The following is a 247-nucleotide window of genomic DNA, read 5'->3' as shown; positions in this document are numbered from 1 at the left end:
ACAAACCCTCCAACCGCTTTCATAGATGTCGGAATGCTATTTAATAAATCAATTAATGCTCTCATTACCCAACCAATAAATGGTCCGATTAAATAGTATGTTAATAAGCCAAAAATCAATAAAGTAATGAAAGGAATGATTAAATAACCCATTGTAGATTGAAAAGTTTTGCCAATATTTACTTTTTTAAAATATTTAACAAAATATCCTATACTTAATCCTAAAACTATTGCTCCCAAAAAACCCG

General features: G+C 28.7%; 1 pseudogene. It reads right to left on the bottom strand.

The features are described 5' to 3' along the window. A pseudogene (locus ACVHXK_RS18960) lies at positions 1 to 247 on the bottom strand (hypothetical protein); the annotation flags it as partial.

The organism is Clostridium sp. DL1XJH146 (assembly GCF_054819755.1).
This window is presented reverse-complemented; position numbering and strand designations above follow the sequence as displayed.